Below are 18400 nucleotides of genomic sequence, written 5' to 3' on the forward strand. Positions count from 1 at the left end.
GGACATTCCAGATTGCCGGCCAGCGGCCGGCACTACCCCGCCCGCATCCGTCGCCAACGCGCGAAACACAACACCTGCATCACCAGCATCGCCACCAGGCCCAGCGGCCACGCCCACCACAGCCCGGCCAGACCGTACCGGGACTGCAGCCACATCGCCAGCGGCAGCTCCAGCAGCAATACCGCCACCATGCCCAGCAACGCTGGCAGCCATACCGTGCCGCTGCCGCGCATCACCCCGACCAGCACCGCGCTGATACCCATCGCCAACACGCCCCACACCACGGTGCGCAACTGCAACGCGGCCAGTTCGCGCACGTCGGTCGCCGCCAGGATCAGGCCGCTCAGCCAGGGCGCCAGCGCCACAACCAGCATCACCACCCCGCACAGCATCACCAGTCCAAGCATCACGCCGGTGCGGGCAATGGCGGGCAATCGTGCCGCACGCCCTGCCCCCATCGCATGCGCGGCGAGGATGGTGGCGGTGATGCCCAGCGACATGGCCGGCAGCTGCACCCAGCTCATCAACTGGTTGACCGCACCATAGGCTGCCGTGGCGGTATAGCCATAGCGGTTGATCCAGCCGAGCAACACGATCTCGGCAACGGCCAGACTGAGCATCTGCAGCGATGAAGGTACGCCGATGCGCAGCATCGAACGAATGATCGCGCCATCAAAGCGGATGGCTTGCAGCAACTCATGCCCCGGTGCCAACGGGTGACCCATCCGCTGCCACCGCCACATCAGCCAGGCCAGGGCCAGCAGCGAGGCGAGCGCCGCCGAGACTGCCGCACTGGCCGCGCCCAGCTGCGGCAGGCCGGCCCAGCCCAGGATCAGCAGCGGCGTGCACAGCAGGCCGACCACCGTGGCCAGCAGCAGCGCATGCAGCGGCGTTTTGGCATCGCCCACCGCACGGCTCACCGCAGTGGCCAGCCACAGTAGGAAGAACGCCGGTGCAGCCAGCAGCAGAACACGGGCATAGACGATGGATTCGCCGAGGATCGGCGCTGGCGTGCCCAGTGCTGCCAGCAGCTGTGGCGCGAAACCGCCGCCCACCGCCATCACCAGCACTGACAACAGCAGGACAAGTGCCACCGCACTGCCGGCCACCGCGCGAGCCTGTTGCGGCCGGCCCGCGCCCCAGGCCTGGCCGATCAGCACCATCGCACCGGTCGCCAGACCCATTACCAGGGCCAACAGCAGGAAGAAGACAGGGAAGAACGCTGCGGCGGCGGCCACCGCCTGCGTACCCAGCAGATGGCCGAGGTAGATGTTGTCCAGCGTGCCTGCGGCCAGCTGCAATGCGTTGGTCAGCAGCATCGGCAGCAGCAGGGTCAGATAGGTGCGCCAGAGGGGCGGCGCGACCGGGGGGATGGGATGTGCGGGGGTGTCCATGGGGTTCTCTGGGCAAGGCGCTGCCCTGCCCGGCGTTTCCGCCAGCAAAGCAAGCACAGGGAAAGCAGGCCGTGGCCCGCGGTCAGGTGGCGCCGCCGCTCAGCAACGGCGCGGTGGCTCAGTCGTCTGCGTGGTCCGAAGAATCATCGAAGGCCAGGCGCAGGGCGTGATTGCGCACATCCCCGGGCCAGCTGCGCAACGCCATTTCCAGGCCCGCCCGGTCGTGCGCGAACAGGACACGGATCGCTTCCTCGAAACCTGGCAGGTCTCCGGCGATCGTCTGCAGGAAGTGATAGGCACGCTCGCTGTGGCGGCGCTGCCGGTCCTTGTCCGCACCAGCACGGCTGGCCGCCTCCACCAGCCTGCGCAGCACTACCGAGGCCCCGCCGGGCTGCTCGGCCAGCCACGCCCAGTGGCGCGGCAGCAGGGTCACTTCGCGGGCGACCACGCCCAGCTTGGGGCGGCCACGGCCACGCGGCGTTGCCGGCACATCTTCGGCAGTGACGTCGGCATCCGCCTCGACGGCGGCGGGAAACGCTTCGATGACCCGCGCCAGCAGTTCTGCGTCGCTACCGCGCGTATCGAAATCACGGGTGCGGCCGGTAGCGTTGTCGAACACGAGCAGCGGACCGGCAGCGTTGCCGGCGCGCAGCTGTTTCAGCGCAAGCGCAGCCACTTCCGGTGTACCGGAAGCGACCAGGCGGTGGCCGTCGAAGCAACTGAAGGGAGGGAGTCGGGACGCAGGCATGGCAATGACATCAGAGGCGATGCCCGAATATTGCCCGGGTAATTTGTATTCGTCAATATTGCCCGGATATTAATAAGCCAGGAGAGCGTGCCAACCAAGGTTGGCACCCACCGGAAAGGTTGATCCCCACCCGAAAGGTTGATCCCCACCCGAAAGATCGCCCCCCCACCCGATTCGCCGGGTTACAGCCGGCTGTAGGACCAGCTGACCATGCGGCCGTCCTTGTACGGCATCACGCCGTGGAACGGGCGTGGGTCGGCGTCGAACACCAGCGGCAGAAAGTTGCGGTCGCCCTCCCACATCGGCAGCGTGTCCAGCTTGTCCAGGTCCACCCACTCCAGCGTGCCTTCGTGGTTGCCACCGTGCGGGGTGCCCTCGAATCCATCGATGACGAACACGAAGCCCAGCCAGTCCTCGCCGTGCTTGCCGAAACCCGGCCAGCTGATGGTGCCGCGCAGGCGCATGCCCGTGCAGTGGATGCCGGCTTCCTCGGCGATCTCGCGGCGCATGCCAGCCGCGACGTCTTCGGTCGGTTCGATCTTGCCGCCCAGCCCGTTGTACTTGCCCAGGTGGTGGTCACCGGGGCGGGTATTGCGATGGATCATCAGCACCTGGCGACGATCAGGCGACAGCACGTAGCCCAGAGTGGCGACGATCGGGGTATACGGCATGGGGCATGCATCCAGCAGCAGGTCAGCCGTGGATTATGGCCGATCAGCGCACCAGCGACAGGCGGCGTTCGGCGGGCGCGCCTGCGCCCTCGGGATCACGGCGCAGGGTGGCCACGCCGTGGCCGCGCTCGGCCAGGTATTCCAACCACTTGCCGAGGAAGGTGTTCATCCGCATGCGGTGGCTGATCAGCTCCGCCGGCGGCGGGTACAGGCCCATGGTGTCCTGCCAGCGACGACCGACGTAGCAATGGGTGGTCTCGGCCTGGCGGGCGTCACGGTACAGGCGCACATAGGCCGACGGATCGGGCTCGCCGGTGACCGGATCGGCCAGGTCGTAGGTCAGGCGCAGCTCCACCGTGTAGCGGTGGCACTCGATCACGTCCAGGCGGACATCCAGGCCGTCGCCGATCGAGGAAATGTAGCTGCCCGCCGCCAGTCCGGCCGGTTCGAACAGGCGCACCAGATGGCGGTAGTTTTCCGCGTACAGGCCCATGAGCCAGCTCAACCGGCTCAGGCGGGGAATGCGTTCGGTACGGGGCAAGGCTCGGGCCATGGGTCGATCCTACACGTTGGTGCTTCAACGTGGGGGCGCGCATGCGCAAGCCAACCCCGGGGGTGTTGCCGGCCGCTGGCCGACAACACCGCATCGTGGCCAAGGGTTCATCAATCAGCCGGCCAGCGGCCGGCTCTACAGGGCGCAATTGAAGCGCCCATGGGTAGTGCCGGCCGCTGGCCGGCAGCCCCGGAAAGGATCAATACAGCTCGCGCTGCAGCCCCAGCGTGGCCAGCACCTTGCTGGAGATCTCCTCGATCGAGGTATGGGTGGTGCTCAGGGTCGGGATGCGCTCCATCTGGAACATCACCTCGGCCGCGGCCACCTCACGCTTGCAGGTGTCCAGGTTGGCGTAGCGCGAATTCGGACGGCGCTCCTGGCGGATCTGCTGCAGGCGGTCCGGGTCGATGGTCAGACCGAACAGCTTGCGCCGGTAGTTGCGCAGGCGCGGCGGCAGGCGGTCGCTTTCCAGGTCTTCATCGGTCAGCGGGTAGTTGGCCGCGCGCACCCCGTAATGCAGGGCCAGGTAGATGCAGGTGGGCGTCTTGCCGGCGCGCGACACCGCCACCAGGATCACGTCGGCATCGTCGTAGTTCACCGCGATCCCATCGTCATGGGTCAGGGCGAAGTTCATCGCGTTGATGCGGCGGTGGTAGGTGTCGAAATCGACCATGCCGTGGGCCTGGCCGACCCGGGCCAGGCGCGGGCTGGCCAGTTCACGCTCCAGCGGCTCGATGAACGGTGCGAACACATCCAGCATCAGCGCACCGCTGTCGGCCAGGATCAGGCTCAGGCTCTGGTCCACGCAGGAGTTCACCACGATCGGCCGGACCTGGTACCGCTCCCCCGCCGCCTGGATCCGGGCGCAGGCTTCACGCGCTTTTTCGGGGTCGTCGACAAACGACATGCGGTCGGTAATGAAGCTGAACCCGGAGAACTGGGTGAGCAGGCTATGCCCAATGGTTTCAGCGGTGATACCGGTTCCATCGGAAACGTAGAACACCGGACGGATGGTCGACATGCGCGCTTTTACCCCCTACGAAGCCTAAAAGGGCCGCCAACACAAGCTTGTGCCGACAGCGGTCTGCCCGGCATCATATCGGCTTCTTCCTACGGACGCGGCCACTCAGCCCGCCTCGGGCGATGGCCAAACGGAGCATCGCGCTTGAACGAGAACATCCTGTGGTTGCACGAACTGCGTCTGGCCGACCTGGCCCGCGTAGGCGGCAAGAATTCGTCGCTGGGCGAGATGATCGGCAACCTGGCCGGTCTGGGCGTCTCCGTTCCCGGAGGTTATGCGACCACGTCTGAAGCCTTCAAGGACTTCATCGCGCACAACGACCTGTCCAAGCGCATCTTCGACAAGCTGGCCACGCTGGACGTCGAGAACGTCAACGCGCTGACCGCCGCGGGCAAGGAAATCCGCTCCTGGGTGATCGACGCTCCGCTGCAGCCGCAGCTGGACCAGGACATCCGCACCGCATACGCCAAGCTGAGCGCCGACAACGGCGGCGGCGACGTGGCCGTAGCCGTGCGTTCCTCGGCCACCGCCGAGGATCTGCCGGATGCCTCCTTCGCCGGCCAGCAGGAAACCTTCCTCAACGTCACCGGTGCCGACGATGTCGTGCACAAGGTCAAGGAAGTGTTCGCCTCGCTGTACAACGACCGTGCCATCGCCTACCGCGTGCACCACGGCTTCAAGCATGAGGACGTGTTCCTGTCCGCCGGCGTGCAGCTGATGGTGCGTTCCGGCGTCGGTTCTTCCGGCGTGCTGTTCACCCTGGACACCGAGTCCGGCTTCCGCGACGTGGTGTTCGTCACCTCTTCGTTCGGCCTGGGCGAAATGGTCGTGCAGGGCGCGGTCAACCCGGACGAGTACTACGTCTACAAGCCCACCCTGCAGGCCGGCAAGCCGGCGATCCTGCGCCGCTCGCTCGGCAGCAAGGCGATCCGCATGGTGTACTCGGATGTTCCGGGTGAGCGCGTCAGGATCGAAGATACCCCGGCCGAACTGCGCACCACCTTCTCGATCAGCGACGAGGACGTGCAGGAACTGTCCAAGCAGGCCCTGGTCATCGAAAAGCACTACGGCCGCCCGATGGACATCGAGTGGGCCAAGGACGGTGTCAGCGGCAAGCTGTTCATCGTGCAGGCGCGCCCGGAAACGGTGAAGTCGCGCAGCCACGCCACCCAGATCGAGCGCTTCGCGCTGACCGAAAAGGGCGGCAACGTGCTGGCCGAAGGCCGCGCCGTCGGTGCCAAGATCGGTTCGGGCGTGGCCCGCGTGGTCAAGACGCTGGACGACATGAACCGCGTGCAGCCGGGCGACGTGCTGATCGCCGACATGACCGATCCCGATTGGGAGCCGGTGATGAAGCGCGCTTCTGCCATCGTCACCAACCGTGGTGGCCGTACCTGCCACGCCGCGATCATCGCGCGCGAGCTGGGCGTGCCGGCCGTGGTCGGTTCGGGCAACGCCACCAAGGTGATCGAAGATGGCCAGCTGGTCACCGTCAGCTGCGCTGAAGGCGATACCGGCTTCATCTACGAAGGCAAGCTCGGCTTCGAGCGCACCACCACCGATCTGGGCAACATGCCGCCGGCACCGCTGAAGATCATGATGAACGTGGCCAACCCGGAACGTGCCTTCGACTTCGGCCAGCTGCCGAACGCCGGCATCGGCCTGGCCCGCCTGGAAATGATCATCGCCAGCCACATCGGCATCCACCCGAACGCGCTGCTGGAATACGACCGTCAGGATGCGGCGACCAAGAAGAAGATCGACGAGAAGATCGCCGGTTATTCCGATCCGGTCGGCTTCTATGTGGACCGCCTGGCTGAAGGCATCGCCACCCTCACCGCCTCGGTTGCACCGAACGCCGTGATCGTGCGCCTGTCGGACTTCAAGTCCAACGAATACGCCAACCTGATCGGCGGCAGCAACTACGAGCCGCACGAAGAGAACCCGATGATCGGCTTCCGCGGCGCCAGCCGTTACGTCGACCCGAGCTTCTCGGCCGCCTTCGCGCTGGAATGCAAGGCCGTGCTGCGCGTGCGCAACGAAATGGGCCTGGACAACCTGTGGGTCATGATTCCGTTCGTGCGCACCCTGGAAGAAGGCCGCAAGGTCATCGAGGTGCTGGAACAGAACGGCCTGAAGCAGGGCGAGAACGGCCTGAAGATCATCATGATGTGCGAAGTGCCGTCCAACGCACTGCTGGCTGATGAGTTCCTGGAAATCTTCGACGGCTTCTCGATCGGCTCCAACGACCTGACCCAGCTGAGCCTGGGCCTGGACCGCGACTCGTCGATCGTCGCGCACCTGTTCGACGAACGTAACCCGGCGGTGAAGAAGCTGCTGTCGATGGCCATCAAGGCAGCACGTGCCAAGGGCAAGTACGTCGGCATCTGCGGCCAGGGCCCGTCCGATCATCCGGATCTGGCCGAATGGCTGATGCAGGAAGGCATCGAGTCGGTGTCGCTGAACCCGGATACCGTGGTCGATACCTGGCTGCGCCTGGCCAAGCTGAAGGCCAACGGTTGATGCCGTGAAGGCCGCAGGCTGACGTCGTGTTCATCGGCGTCAGCCGATACTGCTGATGCACGCAAGCCCCGCCTCTGCGGGGCTTGCTGTTTCTGGCGTCCACGTACGCCCTGCCCCGCGCAGACTCCACTTCGCAGCACAGGACTCCCGCATGATCGCCGCAGCAGCACCCGCGCCCGCCACAACGCCCTGGCTCCACACCCTCGACTGGCAACATCTGCTGGAAACCTATGGCGTGCCACTGTTGGCGGCGATCATTGTGTTCCTGGTAGGCATGTGGGCAGCGCGACGCCTGTCAAACGCGATGCCGCGCGCCACAGCGCGCATGGGCGTGGACCCGATGCTGGGCAGCTTCCTGCGCAATGTGGTCTACGCCACCGCTCTGGTAATCGTGGCATTGCTGGCCATCGACACGCTGGGCGTGAAGATCACCCCGCTGCTGGCCGTGCTCGGCACCGCCGGCCTCGCGGTTGGCCTGGCCCTGAAGGATTCACTGTCCAACATCGCCTCGGGCGTGATGCTGGTGACACTGCGACCGTTCCGCGTGGGCGATGTGGTGACCGTGGCCGGACAGACCGGCACGGTGCGCGAAGTACGCATCTTCCAGACCGTCATCACCGGCGCCGACAACCAGCACACCACCATTCCGAACACGCTGATCACCGCCGCGCCGATCATCAACCTGACCGCCGAACCGACGCGCCGCGTCGAACTGGTGATCGGCATCGGCTACGAGGACAACATCCAGCTGGCACGTGATACCGCGCTGGCACTGATGAAGGCCGACCCGCGCGTGCTGCAGACGCCAGCACCGGACGTGGTGGTGTATGAGCTGGGTGCGCATGCGATCAACCTGGGCATCCGCTGCTACGTGAAGTCGGCCGACTGGTTCGGCACCAAGGTCACGCTGCTGGAACAGCTGAAGCTGGGCTATGACAAGGCCGGCATCAACATCCCGTACCCGCAGCAGGACATGCACCTGTACCTGCATGGCAAGGATGGTGGCGTCATAGAGGCTGATGCGCTGGTGCGCGACAAGCCCTGATCCCAGACAGAAATGCCGGCCAGCGGCCGGCACTACCCTGCCCCGCGCACCCTGGTAGTGCCGGCCGATGGCCGGCACCCACCCCATCTCCATACACCGGTAGTGCCGGCCGCTGGCCGGCAGCCTCCAGAATCAGGCAGCGACGCTCTCTTCCAGCGTCGGGTAATCGGTGAAGCCGACCGCACCACCGCCAAAGAACGTCGCACGGTCCGGCGGATTCAGATCCGCACCCAGGCGCAGGCGCTCCGGCAGGTCCGGGTTGGCGATGAAGGGGCGACCGAAGCCGATCAGGTCGGCCCAGCCTTCCGCCAATGCCTGCTCGGCGCGCTCGGCGGTGTACTTGCCGGCGTAGATCAGCGTGCCCGGGTAGATCATGCGCAGCGCCTGCTTGAAGGCCACCGGCATCGGCGGTGCATCATCCCAGTCGGCCTCTGCAATGTGCAGGTAGCCCACGCCCATCTCACCGAGCAGGTGTGCGGCAGCCAGATAGGTCGCCTGCGGCGTATCGTCCACCGCCCCCTGCAGCGTGGTCAGCGGCGCCAGGCGCACGCCCACGCGATCACCGCCGGCTACTGCCACTACCGCCTGCACCACCTCTCGCAGGAAGCGCAGCCGGTTCTGCAACGCGCCGCCATAGCCGTCAGTGCGCCGGTTGGCCTGCGAGTCGATGAACTGGTTGATCAGGTAGCCATTGGCCCCGTGCAGCTCGACGCCATCGAAGCCCGCCTCCAGCGCGTTGCGCGCGGCCTGCGCATAATCGGCGACGATGCCCGGAATCTCGTCTTCGGCCAGCGCGCGCGGCATCGAGTGCTGGATCATCTCCCCCACGCCCGCCTCCGGACCGGCACCGGTCGGATCGACGAACACCTTCACGCCTTCAGCCAGCAGGGCCGACGACGATACCGGTGCGCCACCGTCCGGCTGCAGCGCCACGTGTGAAACGCGGCCCACGTGCCACAGCTGGGCGTAGATGCGGCCGCCGGCGGCGTGCACCGCATCGGTCACCTGGCGCCAGCCCTGCATCTGTTCGGCGCTGTGGATGCCCGGGGTCCAGGCATAGCCCTGGCCCTGCTGGCTGATCTGGGTGCCTTCGCTGACAATCAGGCCGGCACCGGCGCGCTGCGCGTAGTAGGCGGCCATTTCCGCGGTGGCGACGTTGCCGTCGGCGGCGCGCGAGCGGGTCATCGGCGGCATCACGATGCGGTTGGGGAGCGTCAGCGCGCCCAGGCGGTGGGAGGTGAACAACATGGCGGACATCTCTTGCGGGGGGAGTGCCAGCAAGAATGGGGACCGCCTGCGAAAGGCAACAGGCGTGTTGTGGCAAAACAGTTGTGCCCGGCAGGCAAGGATGGCCATGCATGAAGGCTCATCCACGCACGGCGTGGATCTACTCCAGGCTGGGCTCGATCCTGATCGCGCCATGCGCCACCCGGTCATAGCAGGTGCGCACCACGTCTTCCCCGTACTTCAGCTCCAGTCGGCGCACGATGAAGTGGCCACGCGCCATGTCCTGGTAGTAGTCGGTGAACATGGTATTCAGTGTTGCGCCGGCGGCGGCACCGACAATCGGCACCGCCTGCGCAGCGAATTTCTCGGTGACGACCACGCCGAAGCGCGCTGCCACCTTCTCCACCATCTTCGCCAGCAGCTTGCCGGCCTCCTTCGGTGCCACGCCCAGGGTCAGGTCGCGGCCGGTCACCACGCGCCCGGCCAGCTCGGCCGACAGGTGGCGCATCACGTCGGTGGTGAAGCCGCGGGCCAGGTAATAGCCGGTCTCGCTGGCGTCATCGCGCGGCGAGTTGCCGCCCAGCGCGAACACCTCCAGGCAGGCCTGCCGGGTGCTGAACTCGGACAGGTCGAAGCCTTCGCTGCGGGCCACGTCGGCCACCGCACGCATCATGATGGTGGTCGACACCGGCAGCTCGATGAACAGCGCGGCAAAGCCAAAGGCGCCGCCCACCGCACCGGAGGTCGCTGCGGCCAGCTTGTGCCAGCGGGTGGATGCGCCCTTGCCGGGGGTGTTGTCCATGCTCCACAGCGCCGCCTGCGCCGACTTGGACAGCGCCGCCTGCACCGCACCGTGGATGCGGTTGGAGACCGAGCTGGGCAGCGCCTTCACCGCGAACTCCAGCGGCGTGCCGACCAGATTGGCCATGCGCGCGGTCAGGGTTGGCGCTTCCAGCAGGGCCACCGCCCGCTGCAGGTCGGACCAGTCGCGGGCGTCGTGGGCAATATCGCGGGGAAGCAGGATGGGCTCGTTCATGGCGCCGATCTTAGCGCCAGGGAGTTGAACGGAGGGTGGTGCCGGCCGCTGGCCGGCAACCCGATACACCTCACGAAAGCCGCCGAATTGCCGGCCAGCGGCCGGCACTACCAAGTCGCGTGTCACCCGGTAGCGCCGGGCCAAGCCCGGCGTCGTTGTTCAGGTCGTGGGCAAGCCCGACAGCGCGCCCATGAACTGGCGATAGTGGCGCAGCTCGGCGATCGAATCGTGCACGTCACTCAACGCGGTGTGGTTGCTGTTCTTGCCGACGCCAGCGGCCACGGTCGGCGCCCAGCGCTTTGCCAGTTCCTTCACCGTGGACACGTCCAGGTTGCGGTAGTGGAAGTACTTCTCCAGGCGCGGCATCTGGCGGTGCAGGAAGCGGCGGTCCTGGCAGATCGAGTTGCCACACATCGGCGAGAGGCCCGACGGGATCCACTGCGCCAGGAAGTTCACCGTCTGCGCCTCGGCCTGGCCGAGGGTGGTGGTGCTGTCCACCACGCGCTGCCACAGGCCCGAACGACGATGCTGGTTGCGATTCCACTCGTCCATCGCCTCCAGCGTTTCCAGCGGATGATGGATGGCGAATTCCGGACCTTCGGCCAGCACGTTGAGCTGGGCGTCGGTGACCACGGTGGCGATCTCGATGATCGAATCGTTGTCGGTGTCCAACCCGGTCATTTCCAGGTCGATCCAGATCAGTCGTTCGTTGGCCGCGCCGGTGTCCGCCATTGTGTCGCCTCGTTGCTGGGCAGGCGCGCGGCCTACCGGTGAAGGAAAGAGGCGCCCATCATACCCGTTCGCCCCTCAGCCCTCGCCGACGTGGTCTTCCAGCAGCAGCGGCGGCTTGCCGCGCTTGGCACGGAAGTAATTGGTCAGGCGCGTGCTCGCTTCCTTGGCCAGCACCCCGCCGTGGATCTCGACCCGGTGGTTGTGGCGGGCATCGCCGAGCAGGTCGAACACACTGCCGCAGGCACCGGTCTTTGGATCACTGGCGCCGTAGACCAGGCGCGATACCCGTGCATGCACGACCGCCATCGCGCACATCGCGCACGGCTCGAGGGTCACGTACAGGGTGCTGCCCAGCAGGCGATGGTTGGCCAGCAGCTTCCCCCCTGCCCGCATGGCCACGATCTCGGCATGCGCGCTGGGATCGTGCGAGGCGATATTGAGGTTCCAGCCCTCGCCCAGCAGCTGGCCATCGGCGCTTACCAGCACCGCACCAACCGGGATCTCATCGAACTCACGCTGTGCGCGCTCGGCCAAGGCCAGTGCATGGCGCATCCAGTGTTCATCAGCGTCGTGCACCGGTACACCCAGGACATCGGTCATGGCGGTTCTCGCTTTTCACCTGGGCCAGGATGGCCGCCGGGGCCGCATTGTACGCCCGGGGCCGTGCAGGCGCCGCTAACGTGCGTCGAAACGCTCGCGGGCCGCGTCGAGCGCCGGGAAGTTGTGCTCGGCCCAGCGGTCCAGAGCGGACAGCGTCTCGACCAGGCCGCGCGCGACCTCGGTCAGGTGGTACTCCACATGCAAGGGTTTGCTACCCAGTTCGCACCGCTCGACCAGGCCATTGCGCTCCAGCTGCCGCAGGGTCTGGGTCAACACCTTCTGCGAGATGCCTTCGATCTTCCGCAGCAGCGCACCGTTGCGTTGCGGGCCCTGCGCCAACGCCGGCAACAGCAGCATCACCCACTTGCCGGAGATCAGCGCCAGCGCATCGCGCGCCGAGCAATCGGCGGCATAGACATTTCCGGGGAACGCCATGGTTACCTCAAGGTGCGTAATTGCCGGGGCATACCGGCACCGCGAGGATGGTCGCACACTCCACGAACACCTCGCCCCATGCGCGCCCTCATCCTGCTTGCCCACCCCGAACCCCGCTCCTTCAACGCCCACCTGGCCGTGCAGGCGGCCGAGCAGCTGCGACACGACCACCTGCAGGTGGACGTGGTCGACCTGTATGCAGAAGCCTTCGATCCGCTGGAAGCGGCCTGGCACCATCCACGGCGCCTGCGACCGGACCGCTTCGATGCCCAGCGCGAACAACGCTACAACGCCGAACGCGACCAGTTGCCCGCCGATGTGCAACGTCATCTACACCTGCTGCGGGCCGCAGACCTGGTGATCCTGCAGTTCCCGCTGTGGTGGTTCGCGGCGCCGGCCATCCTCAAGGGTTGGCTGGACCGCGTGCTGGTCTACGGGCCGATGTACACCAGCCGGCAGCGTCACGAACATGGCGTGATGCAGGGCAAGCGTGCGTTGCTGAGCGTGACAACCGGTTCGTCGGCGCGGGCCTGCGCGGTCGATGGCCGCGAAGGCGATACCCAATTGCTGCTTTGGCCGTTGATGTACAGCCTGCGCTACGTCGGCTTCGAGGTGATGGAGCCGCATGTGGTGCATGGCGTACGTTCCGGGCTGGCACCGGAGCGCGTGCAGGCACACGACGAGGCACTGGCCGCAGCAACCCACTACTACCGCGAACGCCTGGCGCAATGGCCGCAGTGGCCCACCGTGCCCTTCAACGACAGCGGCGATTTCGAGGATGGTGTGGTACTGCGCGCGGAAGCGACTGCCTACAGTCCCTTCATCCGCCATCGCAACGCGGGATGAATCCGCACCTGCAGGCACGGCCGGAAAGCTTCATACTGCGCATTCCTGTCAAGCACCTTGGTGAACATATGACCACCCTCCGTCCCTCGCGCGCCGACGACGGCGCCGCCCTTGTCGACCTCTGGCGCCGCGCCGTCGACGCCACCCATGACTTCCTCAGCGCGGAAGATCGCCAGGCGATCGGTGCCGAAGTCGCCGGTTTCCTGCCGCAGGCACCGATGACCGTGGCCGTCGACGCTCAGGACCGCCCCCTCGGTTTCATGCTGATCGACGGCACGCACATGGAAGCGCTGTTCATCGATCCAGACGTACGTGGCACCGGCATCGGCCGGCAACTGCTGCAGCACGCACTGGCCCAGCATCCGCAGCTGAGCACTGACGTCAACGAACAGAACGCACAGGCCGTCGGCTTCTACCTGCGCATGGGCTTCGTCGAAAGCGGCCGCTCACCACTCGATTCGCAAGGCCGTCCGTATCCGCTGATCCACCTTCGGCACAACGGCTGACATCCGTCGGCAGCAGCCACGTGCTAGCGTGGCTGCTTTCGACCCAGGAATGCCGCATGGATGGTGCAAAAGCCCTGCTGACCCTGTTTGCGCTGGGCATCAGCCTGGTCTGGATCCTGGTGCCGTTCGCCATCTTCGCCGTGCGCAACCTGCTGCGTGAGGTACTGGTCGAGCAGCGCCGTACCAATGAACTGCTTGAGCACATCGGCGGTTACCGCATTCCGAAGCCGCAACCCGAACCGACCGTCTGGCGCGCGCCCTGAGCAGAAACGAGCCAGGCCCGGATCAGGCCGTTGCCTCGAAGGCCGGTGAGTACTGCACCTCGCCCTGTGCCAACGGAGGCTGCAGGCAAAGTGCCTGGAAGTACTCCGGCGGCACACCCGGCAGCACCAGGCCCGGCTCGGCACGGAAGCCGAAGCGACCGTAATAGGCCGGCTCACCCAGCAATACACAGCCATGTGCACCCTGCTGACGCAGTGCTTCAAGTGCGGCATGCATCAGGGCCGCACCGATGCCCTGCCCCTGCCACGCGGGCAATACCGAAATCGGGCCCAGGCCAAACCAGCCCGTGCTGCCATCGCTGATCGTCACCGGCGACAGTGCAATGTGTCCGACCACCTGGCCCTGAGCTTCGGCGACAAGCGAAATGCTCAGTTCCCCACGCGAACGCAACGCATCGACGATGAACTGCTCGGTATGGCTGCTGTGCGCAGCGTCCCGGAATGCGGCCTCGGTGAGCGCATGGAGGGTGGCGTGATCATCAATGGCTTCGGCACGGATCGCGTAGTTCATTGCGTAATGTTCGCTTGCGTGAGAGCTGCGTGAACTAGTGATTTCTGTCACAAATTTATGGAGAAATGCCGAACGCGAAGCGTAATCGCTCCGCGAACCTCGAATCGCCTGTGCCGCAATCGATTCGGCGACGCCGCCGAACTCTGAATGCGTCAAAATTCCGTCACCCACGCCTTGCCGCAGCTGGCGCCAGGTTTCCAGAACACTCCATAATCGATAAACCTGTCACCAGGGAAGGATATATGGACACGGACGCACGATGCAGGATGCCGCCATGGATGTAGCCATGCCGACACGCAAGGGACGCCATCTGGTACCGATGGGCCTCTTGCTGGCGCTGACGGCCTGCTCGCCTTACGCGGACGCAGAGCGTGACGTTGCCGCAGGTGGACGCGGCCTGGCCAAGCTCAACCCGTCACCGCAGCAGGGCTACGAGCTGGTACTGACCCTGAAGGATGCCCCCGGTCCCTTCGCGGTGGTCGAGGGAGTTGCCCAGTACGCCGTCAGCAACCACAGGGACTGCGGCCGGGTCCTGTGGGCGACCGGTACCGCCAGCCGTATCACCAGCCAGGAGTTGGTGGAACTACACAAGGTCGACGAGAACGAATCCCGCGGTACGTTCTACCTCGACCGCATGCAGGACGAGGATTACTACGGGCGTGGCGTCTGCCATTGGACGCTGACGGGTGTCGGTGCGATGTTGCGCGCTACGACCGGCGAGGCGGATACGCGATTCCTTACGTTCGTCGACAAGGAGCGCATGGAGAGCGACTCACCTCTTACGCTTTATTACCCAAACCTTATCTATCCGCGCGCCGACACTGTCGCCAACTTTGGCGCCAGTGGCGAGGAAGATCCGTCGGGGTACAGCGAAGATCTGCGCGACGCGCTGTTCTCAACCACCACCACTGTGCAGAAGCTCGTGCCATGAGCTGCCAGTTCAATAACCCCTACCCCCAAGGAGGCCGACATTGCGCCACAAGATGATTCCGTGCCTTGCTCTGCTTCTATTGACCGCCTGCAACCCGGAGACCGCCATGAACCAGGAACGTGCCGCTGCTGAAGCCGATGTCGCCCAGGGTGGGCGCGGCCTCGCCAAGCTCAACCCCAACCCGCGCAAGGCCTATGAACTGGTCCTGCGCCTGAAGGACGCCCCCGGTGATTTCGCGGTCGTCGAGGGCGTCGCCCAGTACGATGTCAGCAACGAAGACCAGTGCGGCCACATCGAACCGGCCACCGGCACCGCCGCACGCATCACCAGCCAGGAGCCGGTGCAGCTGCGCAAGATTACCGACGGCGAGTATCGCGGCACCGTCTATCTCGACCGCATGCTGGATGAGGACTACTACGGCCGCGGCGTCTGCCGGTGGCAGTTCAGCGGTGCCGGCGCGATGTTGAAGGCCACCGGCGCCGAAGGCGAGACCCGCTTCCTGACCTTCGTCGACGCCAAGCCGCTGACCGAAGGCAGCGCGCACACCCTCTACTATCCGGACGCGGCCTATCCGCGCGCGCCGCTTGCAGCCGACTATCCGGCCACCGGCAAGTCCAACCCTGCCGACTACGTCGCCGAGCTGCAGGGCAAGCTGTTCACCATGAGCCTCAGCGCCAGCGAGGTCACCCCATGACCATCACCAGCCAGGACTATGCCGCGCTGTCCGATGACGCCTACAAGGATCGCGCGGTCGGCCGGCGCGCGCCGGGCCAGGAAGAGAAAGTCATCCTCAACGGGCACGAGTACAAGGTACTGCAGCACGTCGACAACCGGCTCAACGGCTATCAGGGCACCATCTACCAGCGCACCGATACCAACGAGATCGTCGTCGCCCACCGCGGCACCGAGCAGATCGCCCGTGATGCGATCCTCACCGACGGAGGCATGGTGGTTGCCCGCACCAATGTGCAGGCCCCCGATGCCATCGCTCTGACCAAGAGCGCGCTGGACTACGCGAAGCAGGAAGCTGCATTTGGAGGCCGCGCGCCCCAGGTCACCGTCACCGGTCATTCCCTCGGCGGCGCCCTCGCCCAGATCACCTCGCACCACTTCAACGTCAAGGGCGAGACATTCAATGCCTACGGCGCGGTCAGCCTCAGCTACCGCATCCCGGAAGGCGGAAACACCATGATCAACCACGTCATGGCGTCCGATCCGGTCAGCGCTGCCTCGCCGCACTTCGGTCAGGTCCGCATCTATGCCAAGCCCGACGAGATCAAGACGCTCGCGGCAAACGGCTTCAGCAATCACGCCCTGCGTGATCTGATTCCGGACCGGCCGATCATTGCGGCGACCAGCTCGTTCGGCGCGCACAAACTGGGCAACTTCCTCGACGAAGGCTCGGTGCTGAAACATCCAGAAACCCAGAAGCTGGCGAAAGACAACGCCAAGATGATCGAGGAGTACCGCGATGACGTCGAGTCACTGCGCCGTGGCGTCACCCGCGCGGCACGCGGTATCCCGGGCGGCGCCATCGATCTGTACGACCACATCCGTGGCCCGCTGCAACCCGGTGAGCCGGCCCGTCGCGAGGCGGAGAAGAACGGCCATCACACCAGCATGCTGCGCATGGACGATGCCAACCACCTGGGCAACCCGCTGTTCAACGATGCGATCCGTGGCGTGCATGCGCAGGACGTTCGCGTCGGCCGCGTGCCGGATGTGATGAGTACGCAGTTGGCCGGTAGCCTGGCGGCGGAGATGCACGCGGCAGGTGGCAAGCGCATCGACGAAGTGGTGATGAATGCCGATGCCTCGCGCAGCTTCGCGGTGCAGGGCCAGGGCGGCGACCCCGCTCACCTTCGCGTGTCGGTGGATACGGCGGTGGCGATGAACACACCGCTGGAACAGAGCAGCCAGCGCATCGACCAGCAGGCCACGGGGCAGCGCCTTGCACTGGAGCGCGACCAGCAGCTGGAACAGCAGCAGAACCAGACCCGCAGCATGCAGGCCTGATGGCCAGCGCGGGAGCCGGTCATTCCGGCTCCCGCTTTACTTCAGCATCGCGCCTCAGGGGCTGGTGGCCGCGACCGGCGCGGACGTACTGGCGGTCACAAACAGATCCGGGCCAGAATCCGGGAAGCCGCCACAGGCCCGGTCCCCCGGCGCCACCGGGTCACAGGGCCACTGGCTGCGCGAAACCTTCTCGCGCAGCTCGAAGCGATCCCCGGTCCAGACCACGAAGGCCAGGTGCTCGCGGTTCCAGTCACTGTAGGCACGCGGACCGCCCTTCTGCGCCGACTCCGGGTACTGCACGAACCATCGCATGGCCGGGCCGTACTGCAGCTTGCTGTGGTCCAGTGTGATCCGGCCTTCGCGGGCCAGCTGGCGTGCGCGATCGGCTTCCGTCAACGGCGGCATGGCCGGCATGGCCTCGGCCGTTACATCCCGCGGTGCGGCATCGCCGCGGACCTGATACACACGCTGGGCCACATAGGCCTCGCGGCAATCCCCCGCTGGCACGCGGACCGGCTCCGCGCCGTACTCATCACGGTTGGCGACCTGATCGCTGCAGGTGAACGGCGCTGACACCAGATAGAACGTGCTGCCGACGTCGCGCCCTTCCAGCGAGCGCACCCAGATGTCGCCCATCCGCACGATGAAGTCCGGGCGCTGGCCATAGCCCGGCGCCGCCTTGAACCACGTCTTCTGCCGCACCTCACGCTCGCGCCAGCTGCGCGGCAGGTGGATGTCCTGCTGGGGCAGCGCGACCAGCAGCGCGGCCAGATGCGCCGGCATCGTGCCCTGGCAGGCGCCGATCAGCAGCTCGCCCTGGGCCGCCAGTCGCCCGGCCAGATCCACCGGACAACGGGCACCGAGCGCACGCTCGGTCGCCTGCTCGGGCGGCAACGGCACGATGGCCAATGCGGGCGGTGCCGGTGCCATCGCCGGAACGGTTGGCTCGACGGCGGCAGGCGGTGCAGCCACAGGCGCCGCCACTGAGGGCACAACGGGCACGGGCGCCGGTTCCGCAGACGGCATCGCCTGCGCGTCCACCCCAGGTGCCGCAGGAGGTGTCACGGCAACTGGTACTTCGGGAGCCGGCGCAGCAACAACGGCATGCGCCGCCGTGGGTGCTGCAACGGGCGCCGCCCCTGCAGGCGGGGCAACGGGCGCCCCGGCAGCAAGGGGCGCCTCCCCGACGGGTACCGCTGCCTCCTGAGCCTGTGCCGACGCTGCGGCTAGTCCAAGTGACAGCAGCCAGAGCGGCGGCAGACGGCGCGCGGATGGATTGCAGCGGGCAGCCGCGTGCCGGGCCTTCAAGGGAACGATTCGCATG

20 protein-coding genes are annotated in these 18400 nt (G+C 66.3%); 8 read left to right on the forward strand and 12 right to left on the reverse strand.

Features of this window, described 5'->3' with window-relative positions:
• Positions 1–32 precede the first annotated feature (32 nt).
• The 5 genes from ACZK4H_RS13270 to ppsR form a co-directional block, all read right to left on the reverse strand.
• Entirely contained in the window at positions 33–1394 is a 1362-nt protein-coding gene (locus ACZK4H_RS13270) for an MATE family efflux transporter (RefSeq protein WP_142806242.1), read from the reverse strand.
• A 118-nt stretch (positions 1395–1512) separates the two neighbouring features.
• Complete coding sequence (locus ACZK4H_RS13275) at positions 1513–2142, reverse strand: DUF2239 family protein (protein WP_099552082.1); 630 nt, start codon at positions 2140–2142, stop codon at positions 1513–1515.
• A 182-nt stretch (positions 2143–2324) separates the two neighbouring features.
• Positions 2325–2813 carry an NUDIX hydrolase gene (locus ACZK4H_RS13280; protein ID WP_099604040.1) on the reverse strand — a complete coding sequence of 163 codons (489 nt, stop codon included), beginning with the start codon at positions 2811–2813 and terminating at the stop codon, positions 2325–2327.
• Between the two features lie 43 nt (positions 2814–2856).
• Positions 2857–3366, reverse strand: a complete 510-nt coding sequence (locus ACZK4H_RS13285) for a DUF1249 domain-containing protein (RefSeq protein ID WP_099551018.1) — start codon at positions 3364–3366, stop codon at positions 2857–2859.
• Between the two features lie 199 nt (positions 3367–3565).
• On the reverse strand, positions 3566–4387 hold the full coding sequence (gene ppsR, locus ACZK4H_RS13290; protein WP_006452040.1) for a posphoenolpyruvate synthetase regulatory kinase/phosphorylase PpsR: 822 nt from the start codon (positions 4385–4387) through the stop codon (positions 3566–3568).
• Positions 4388–4531: 144 nt separating this feature from the next.
• Between ppsR and ppsA the strand changes: the two genes are divergently transcribed.
• The gene (gene ppsA / locus ACZK4H_RS13295) at positions 4532–6910 is read left to right on the forward strand and encodes a phosphoenolpyruvate synthase (RefSeq protein WP_099551017.1); all 2379 of its coding nucleotides are present in this window, start codon (positions 4532–4534) and stop codon (positions 6908–6910) included.
• Positions 6911–7061: 151 nt separating this feature from the next.
• Positions 7062–7955 carry a mechanosensitive ion channel family protein gene (locus tag ACZK4H_RS13300; RefSeq protein ID WP_099551016.1) on the forward strand — a complete coding sequence of 298 codons (894 nt, stop codon included), beginning with the start codon at positions 7062–7064 and terminating at the stop codon, positions 7953–7955.
• Positions 7956–8087: 132 nt separating this feature from the next.
• Here ACZK4H_RS13300 and ACZK4H_RS13305 read toward each other — a convergent pair whose 3' ends face one another.
• From ACZK4H_RS13305 to ACZK4H_RS13325, 5 genes are all read right to left on the reverse strand, one after another.
• A complete protein-coding gene (locus ACZK4H_RS13305) occupies positions 8088–9203 on the reverse strand; it encodes an alkene reductase (RefSeq protein ID WP_099551023.1) in 1116 nt (371 codons plus the stop codon).
• 139 nt (positions 9204–9342) lie between these two features.
• Positions 9343–10218, reverse strand: coding sequence for an EcsC family protein (locus tag ACZK4H_RS13310; protein ID WP_099551015.1), 876 nt, complete (start codon positions 10216–10218; stop codon positions 9343–9345).
• Between the two features lie 159 nt (positions 10219–10377).
• Entirely contained in the window at positions 10378–10950 is a 573-nt protein-coding gene (gene orn, locus ACZK4H_RS13315) for an oligoribonuclease (RefSeq protein WP_099551014.1), read from the reverse strand.
• Between the two features lie 75 nt (positions 10951–11025).
• The gene (tadA, locus tag ACZK4H_RS13320; RefSeq protein WP_099551013.1) at positions 11026–11550 is read right to left on the reverse strand and encodes a tRNA adenosine(34) deaminase TadA; all 525 of its coding nucleotides are present in this window, start codon (positions 11548–11550) and stop codon (positions 11026–11028) included.
• Between the two features lie 75 nt (positions 11551–11625).
• A complete protein-coding gene (locus ACZK4H_RS13325; RefSeq protein ID WP_099551012.1) occupies positions 11626–11985 on the reverse strand; it encodes a winged helix-turn-helix transcriptional regulator in 360 nt (119 codons plus the stop codon).
• A 78-nt stretch (positions 11986–12063) separates the two neighbouring features.
• On the opposite strand from ACZK4H_RS13325, the gene ACZK4H_RS13330 reads away from it, so the two are divergent.
• The 3 genes from ACZK4H_RS13330 to ACZK4H_RS13340 all read left to right on the forward strand — a co-directional run bounded on the left by ACZK4H_RS13330 (position 12064) and on the right by ACZK4H_RS13340 (position 13600).
• The gene (locus tag ACZK4H_RS13330) at positions 12064–12831 is read left to right on the forward strand and encodes an NAD(P)H-dependent oxidoreductase (RefSeq protein ID WP_099551011.1); all 768 of its coding nucleotides are present in this window, start codon (positions 12064–12066) and stop codon (positions 12829–12831) included.
• A gap of 68 nt (positions 12832–12899) precedes the next feature.
• Positions 12900–13337 carry an acetyltransferase gene (locus ACZK4H_RS13335; protein ID WP_099551022.1) on the forward strand — a complete coding sequence of 146 codons (438 nt, stop codon included), beginning with the start codon at positions 12900–12902 and terminating at the stop codon, positions 13335–13337.
• Positions 13338–13393: 56 nt separating this feature from the next.
• Entirely contained in the window at positions 13394–13600 is a 207-nt protein-coding gene (locus tag ACZK4H_RS13340) for a hypothetical protein (RefSeq protein ID WP_005410107.1), read from the forward strand.
• A gap of 22 nt (positions 13601–13622) precedes the next feature.
• On the opposite strand, the gene ACZK4H_RS13345 is transcribed toward ACZK4H_RS13340, so the two are convergent.
• Positions 13623–14129 carry a GNAT family N-acetyltransferase gene (locus ACZK4H_RS13345; protein WP_099551010.1) on the reverse strand — a complete coding sequence of 169 codons (507 nt, stop codon included), beginning with the start codon at positions 14127–14129 and terminating at the stop codon, positions 13623–13625.
• A 274-nt stretch (positions 14130–14403) separates the two neighbouring features.
• Here ACZK4H_RS13345 and ACZK4H_RS13350 point away from each other — a divergent pair, with 274 nt between their 5' ends.
• From ACZK4H_RS13350 to ACZK4H_RS13360, 3 genes are read left to right on the forward strand one after another with little or no spacing between them, the layout of a single operon-like run.
• Entirely contained in the window at positions 14404–15060 is a 657-nt protein-coding gene (locus ACZK4H_RS13350) for a hypothetical protein (protein ID WP_428843494.1), read from the forward strand.
• 40 nt (positions 15061–15100) lie between these two features.
• A complete protein-coding gene (locus ACZK4H_RS13355) occupies positions 15101–15754 on the forward strand; it encodes a hypothetical protein (protein ID WP_099551008.1) in 654 nt (217 codons plus the stop codon).
• Positions 15751–17076: an XVIPCD domain-containing protein gene (locus tag ACZK4H_RS13360; RefSeq protein ID WP_099551007.1), complete on the forward strand. Its 1326-nt coding sequence runs from the start codon at positions 15751–15753 to the stop codon at positions 17074–17076. The genes ACZK4H_RS13355 and ACZK4H_RS13360 overlap by 4 nt, the downstream gene beginning before the upstream one ends.
• A 54-nt stretch (positions 17077–17130) precedes the next feature.
• Here the strand turns inward: ACZK4H_RS13360 and ACZK4H_RS13365 are convergent, their stop codons facing one another.
• The gene (locus ACZK4H_RS13365) at positions 17131–18399 is read right to left on the reverse strand and encodes a hypothetical protein (protein WP_428843493.1); all 1269 of its coding nucleotides are present in this window, start codon (positions 18397–18399) and stop codon (positions 17131–17133) included.
• Between the last annotated feature and the right edge of the window lies 1 nt (position 18400).

The organism is Stenotrophomonas sp. 78350_Sma (assembly GCF_056482105.1).

Coding starts and splice junctions, on each gene's coding strand:
- ACZK4H_RS13280 (WP_099604040.1), bottom strand. CDS start 2,813: ATGCCGTATACCCCGATCGTCGCCACTCTGGGCTACGTGCTGTCGCCT.
- orn (WP_099551014.1), bottom strand. CDS start 10,950: ATGGCGGACACCGGCGCGGCCAACGAACGACTGATCTGGATCGACCTG.
- ACZK4H_RS13305 (WP_099551023.1), bottom strand. CDS start 9,203: ATGTTGTTCACCTCCCACCGCCTGGGCGCGCTGACGCTCCCCAACCGC.
- ACZK4H_RS13345 (WP_099551010.1), bottom strand. CDS start 14,129: ATGAACTACGCGATCCGTGCCGAAGCCATTGATGATCACGCCACCCTC.
- ACZK4H_RS13360 (WP_099551007.1), top strand. CDS start 15,751: ATGACCATCACCAGCCAGGACTATGCCGCGCTGTCCGATGACGCCTAC.
- ACZK4H_RS13340 (WP_005410107.1), top strand. CDS start 13,394: ATGGATGGTGCAAAAGCCCTGCTGACCCTGTTTGCGCTGGGCATCAGC.
- ACZK4H_RS13310 (WP_099551015.1), bottom strand. CDS start 10,218: ATGAACGAGCCCATCCTGCTTCCCCGCGATATTGCCCACGACGCCCGC.
- ACZK4H_RS13365 (WP_428843493.1), bottom strand. CDS start 18,399: ATGCGAATCGTTCCCTTGAAGGCCCGGCACGCGGCTGCCCGCTGCAAT.
- ACZK4H_RS13285 (WP_099551018.1), bottom strand. CDS start 3,366: ATGGCCCGAGCCTTGCCCCGTACCGAACGCATTCCCCGCCTGAGCCGG.
- ACZK4H_RS13300 (WP_099551016.1), top strand. CDS start 7,062: ATGATCGCCGCAGCAGCACCCGCGCCCGCCACAACGCCCTGGCTCCAC.
- ppsR (WP_006452040.1), bottom strand. CDS start 4,387: ATGTCGACCATCCGTCCGGTGTTCTACGTTTCCGATGGAACCGGTATC.
- ACZK4H_RS13325 (WP_099551012.1), bottom strand. CDS start 11,985: ATGGCGTTCCCCGGAAATGTCTATGCCGCCGATTGCTCGGCGCGCGAT.
- ACZK4H_RS13270 (WP_142806242.1), bottom strand. CDS start 1,394: ATGGACACCCCCGCACATCCCATCCCCCCGGTCGCGCCGCCCCTCTGG.
- ACZK4H_RS13330 (WP_099551011.1), top strand. CDS start 12,064: ATGCGCGCCCTCATCCTGCTTGCCCACCCCGAACCCCGCTCCTTCAAC.
- ACZK4H_RS13275 (WP_099552082.1), bottom strand. CDS start 2,142: ATGCCTGCGTCCCGACTCCCTCCCTTCAGTTGCTTCGACGGCCACCGC.
- tadA (WP_099551013.1), bottom strand. CDS start 11,550: ATGACCGATGTCCTGGGTGTACCGGTGCACGACGCTGATGAACACTGG.
- ACZK4H_RS13350 (WP_428843494.1), top strand. CDS start 14,404: ATGGATGTAGCCATGCCGACACGCAAGGGACGCCATCTGGTACCGATG.
- ACZK4H_RS13335 (WP_099551022.1), top strand. CDS start 12,900: ATGACCACCCTCCGTCCCTCGCGCGCCGACGACGGCGCCGCCCTTGTC.